The organism is Aeromicrobium sp., from assembly GCF_014378035.1.
GTDB lineage: Bacteria > Actinomycetota > Actinomycetes > Propionibacteriales > Nocardioidaceae > Aeromicrobium.
In genome coordinates, this window is sequence record NZ_JACMOM010000347.1 from 1 (window position 1) to 4,797 (window position 4,797).

3 protein-coding genes are annotated in these 4,797 nt (G+C 62.7%); all 3 read right to left on the bottom strand.

Annotated features, from left to right (window positions below; genetic code table 11):
* Positions 1-543: glycosyltransferase (locus H7290_RS18225; protein ID WP_290515437.1), on the bottom strand; the 543-nt coding region annotated here is incomplete at its 3' end.
* Positions 543-1,220: a PKD domain-containing protein gene (locus tag H7290_RS18230; RefSeq protein ID WP_290515438.1), complete on the bottom strand. Its 678-nt coding sequence runs from the start codon at positions 1,218-1,220 to the stop codon at positions 543-545. The genes H7290_RS18225 and H7290_RS18230, both read right to left, overlap by 1 nt.
* An 88-nt stretch (positions 1,221-1,308) precedes the next feature.
* A partial coding sequence (locus H7290_RS18235) for a PKD domain-containing protein (RefSeq protein WP_290515439.1) occupies positions 1,309-4,797 on the bottom strand: 3,489 nt, incomplete at its 5' end.

Here is a 4,797-nt window from a genome sequence, read left to right on the forward strand (position 1 = left end):
GCCGTTGTGAATAACGAGCGCCCGCCTGGCCAGACACGAAAAGGACGTGGCCAGCACGCCAACACTGAACTTGCTGTTTGCGATGATCTCAGTTGCAAATAATAGGGGCACGGCGAGCGCCGACCGCATGAAGCGCGGAGCAGAGGACTCGCCTTCGTGCACGTGACTAATCACGGGGATGCCGCGAAGCCGGGCGAGGGCAATCCACAGTGGAATAGTCATGGTGTTGACATAGACGACGTCGGGCTTCAACCTGGAAAGTAGGCACATTCCCGCGAAGAAGCCGCGAACCGCGGCCGAGAGGAAAGCAACCGCGCCTCGTGGTCGCAGGATTTTTTTGCGGATTACCGGCGTCGGCCGAAGACTGGCCTTCGCCCCTCGATCCTGAAGTTCGCGAACAAGGGGGCCGGATGCTGGCAAGGTGACTGCGACAGTCCAGCCGGATTCGACGAGCCCGCTCACGCTCTCGAGCAGAACACGGTCGGATCCGTAAAGCTCCGCCCCGGGATTGGCGAACAGTATCGTCCGTTGGGTGAGCGACATCAGATCTGGCTCAAGGCGAGGTAATCGAACCGCGATTTCACGGTCTGGCCGGTCGCGGTGGATGACGGGTGCGAGCGAAGCCTCACCGATCCGGGTACCTTAAGCGCCGAAGTGGCGCCGGTCACACTGGCCTGCCAGTCGGTGGGCTCCACAATGCAGACAGACCAGGTGCGCGCGCGGTTCGTCGTCGGGATAGCGCCGAATACCTGAACGCGCGCGTTCATTTTGATCGAGTTGATGAAAGTCTCCGACACGGGCACGACTTGCAGGGCAGTACCGCTCTGAGAGAGCGCAAGCAGGGTGCCTGACGGAGTGACGCGCGCCACTACGGTCTCAGGGTTGGTGACAGTGATTGTCGCTCCCTGCTTGTCGGTGACTGTGAGACTCACAAAACCGATTCCTGCGGTGGCGTGAGCATGCGAGGAGGCAGCGCCCGAGCCGGCGGTGTTTTCTCCATTGTTCCCGACCCAGGTTGCGTCGGTCCCATCGGGGTCGCTCGACCCGCCACCGTCGAAGCTTGCAGCCAATCCGCTAGTGGTGGGAACGGCATCCGCACCGACGGTCGTGGGGGTGGCCGGGCTTGAAGGGTCGGCCAGTGTTGTGTCGGCGTATGCAACCGAAGCCAAACCGACCAGAAGGTCCCCCGCAGGGGAACCCGCCGCGATTGCTGCCAGCACGGCAGTGATCGGGCGGGGCCCTCGGGTGGACCTGGTAGCGACGGAAGAGGCGAACATGGCTTTCTCTTGCTTGGTGCGTGTTCGGTGGTTATTGAAACTTGACGACGGCGAAGTTGTCGAACCTCGTGGTCACGGGAGAATTGGTCGCCGTGGCCGAAAGGTAGGAGCGGAGTCCGACGCTGCCGGCGATCTGGAGTGCCGCCGTCGCGTCGGTGGCGCTCGCCTGCCACGCGGTTGGCTCCGTCGTGGCCGCAGACCACAGCTTTGCGCGTACGGTCGTCGGAGCAGTCCCAAACACTTGGAGTCGCACGTTGAGGGTGGTGGCCGTAGTAAAGGTCAGCCCGGTCACGTTCACGAGCTGCATCGCTGTCGCGCCCTGCATGAGTTGCAGCTGGACGGCCCCGTTCGCCTGTATCCAGGTGCGAGCCTGATAGTTGGTCGAACCGACATCGCGCCCGATCGCCGAGATGAACGATCCACCTCCCGTCGGCATCCGATCGAGGGTGAACGACACCGTCAGGTCCGCCGAGCTCGAGCTGACCCCTCCTAGACTGCTCGTCTTCGTTGACCCGCTGGGCGCCGTCTGGAGACCGACACCGCCGGTCACGCTATATGCCGTCGCGATGCCGGCGTTCGTCCAGGGGCCTCCGACTTCGGCCGAACCCCACGAGTTCGCGATTGCGGTACCGAACTGGGCCTGGGCGAGCACGTTGACCGGGGGTGCCGTTACCGTTATCGGCTGGCTGACCGCGTTGGTTGATCCCTGGTTGTCGGTGACGGTGAGAGTCGCAGTGAACGTGCCGGCGGCCGCATAGGTGTGGGAGGAAATCGCACCGGTTCCGGTGGTCCCGTCTCCGTAGTTCCAGGCGTAGCCGGCGATGGTGCCGTCCGGGTCGGCGGATGCCGCCCCGGTGAAGGATGCAACCAGATTGCTCGTCGTCGACGAGAACGCGGCGACGGGAGCCTGATTGACGGCGACCACGGTCACCGTGTGGGTGACAGCGTTCGTACCGCCGCGGTTGTCAGTCACAGTGAGCGAGGCGACATAGCTTCCGGACAGGGTGTAAGTGTGAGTCGGTGAGGCACCGGTGCCGGTTTTCGAGTCTCCGAAGTCCCATAGGTACGAAGTGATCGTGCCGTCCGCATCCGCCGAGGCCGATGAATCGAATGTCGCAGAGAGTCCGCTTGTTTTCGAGCTGAACGCGGCTACCGGGGCAATGTTCGCAGTGAGAACCGTGACGGGATGCGTCACGATTCCCGTGGCGCCCTGATTGTCCGTGACGGTGAGGCTGATCGTGTAGCTGCCAGCAGTCGCGTAAGTGTGGCTTGGAGTGGCGCCCGATGCTGTGGCTCCGTCTCCAAAGTTCCAGGCGTAGGACGCGATGGTGCCGTCCGAGTCAGTGGAACCTGTCGCGTTGGTGGTTACCGCGAGGTCGGTCGTGGATGTCGTGAACGCCGCCGTCGGTGCAACATTCGGGAGCGAGGCGCTGACGGAGTGCGTGACCGTGTTAGTTGCGCCACGATTGTCGGTGACGGTCAAAGATACGACGTAGCTTCCCGGTTGCGAGTATGCGTGAGTCGGGGTCGCGCTCATGGACGTACTCGAGTCTCCGAAATCCCAGGCGTAGGACGAGATAGTTCCATCCGGGTCGCTGGAGGTGGAGCCATCGAAGGTGGAACTCAGGTCGGTCGACGTCGAAGTGAAGGCGGCGACCGGTGGCACGTTCACCGCGCTAGATCCGAGGTTGTAGTGCTTTTGCACCCCCGCAGGGCTGAGCGCCGTGTCGTAGACGGCAGCTTCGTCAAGAGTTCCGGCGAAGTAAGGGCTCGAGGAGTTCCAGGTCACGTCGCCGCCGATGCGCCAGTATCCGTCGTACGCCTGCTGGCTGGTCTGCGGATTTGTCGCCTGCAGACTGCCGTCAACATAGAGCTTCATTCCGTCACTGGACTGTTCGGCAACGACGTGGTGCCAGCTGCCGTCGTTGTAGGCAGACGACGTGATGGCCAGGTTGGTCTGTCCGGTCCACACGCCGAAGGCCAGTTTTCCGTCGTCCTGCATGTAGACGTGGCGATCGTAGCTGCTCGAGAGGCCGGTCTGCTGATTGCCGAATCCGATGAGCTTGCCTCCGACATTGGTCGTTGTCTTGAACCAGGTCTCGAGCGAATAGGTGGTCGGGTTGCTGAACTGCTGATTGCTCCCGACGACCGCCTGGGAGTCGAAGCTGGTTGCAGTGTCTGGGTTGCCGGAGATAGCTCCCGCGACTCCGTGTGTGACGCTGCCGCTATACGTGCCGGGGCTCGCGTTGGGGCCAGAATCCTTCGCCGAAGTGCTGGTGTCGTTGAGGCGCCAGTAAAGCACTGGATTGGCGTCATACACGGCCTTACCATAGGTGTCGGTCGGTGCGGGCGGGATCGGCGAGGTGCGTCCGGATGCCACGTAGTGGTTCACGATCTGCTGGCGCGAGAGCACGGTGGAGTAGATCGAAACCTGGCCGATATTGCCGGCGATGAAATTGCTCGACGGCTGGTTCGGCCATCCACCGAGGCTGTCCCCGCCGACCCGCCAATAGCCGGCGTAGGGCTGGCCGATAGTGACATCGGCGCGCGAACCGACGAGCGTGCCGTCTACGTACAGGCGCATTCCTCCCGGTCCCATCGATGACACGACCTGATGCCACTGGCCATCGTTGTAGGTGTTCGCTGAGTTCACGGTCGCCGTGCTGCCGGTGTACACGCCGAAGATGATGTGCCCGGAGTTGTCCATATAGGTCTGGCGGTCGTAACTGTTCGATTGCCCTGTCGCGGCGGCGCCGTAGCCGATGATCTTGCCGCCGGACGTGGATGTGGTGTTGATCCATGCCTCAGTGGTGAAGGTGTCGGGAGCTTGGGTCGAGGTAGGGGTGGCCGCGGTTCCGTTCGCGGTCCCATCGAATATCGAAGCCGGATTGTTCGGCACGATTCCGGGGGCGCCACGAGTTACGCCGGAGGCGAGTTGGAGGTCGGTGAAGTTGACGTGGTCGAATCCGACAGCGCCAGAGGTCTCGTCGAGCGGCCAGTACGAGCTGGGGTTGTCGGCTGCGACGGCGTTGTTGTATGCGCCGCCACTGTCGGTTGTCGCTACGGTTACCGGGGGGCCGAGTCGGCTGATCGAGTTTCCGAATGGATCGGTGACGTAAACGCGATAAGAGTGAGTGCTCCCGGGAACGAGTCCCTTGTCGATGAAGCCCATCGCTGGCCGCTGCCAGAAGGTTGACTCGAGCGTGGTGGTGAATACGGGCGTTGCCGTGGCGTTGTCACGAACCACCTTGTAAGTCAGGTTCTTGTTGTCCTGGTCGTACGTGGCCTGCCATGAGACGCGAGCCTCACCCCTCTTGAAAGATACTGTTGCCGGTACGAGCGCGGTGTTCACGTTCGGGCCGACCTTGTTCGGGGCGATCGAGGGAATGGCGTACCGGGTGAGGCCGTACTGCGCCGCACCGTTTACGAAGGGAAACTCGCCGCCGACCGCAAGATACTGACTGTTGCCGGCGACGGTCCATGCAGCCTGGCCCTGCCCGGTGAAGCTCCCCGTGACGTA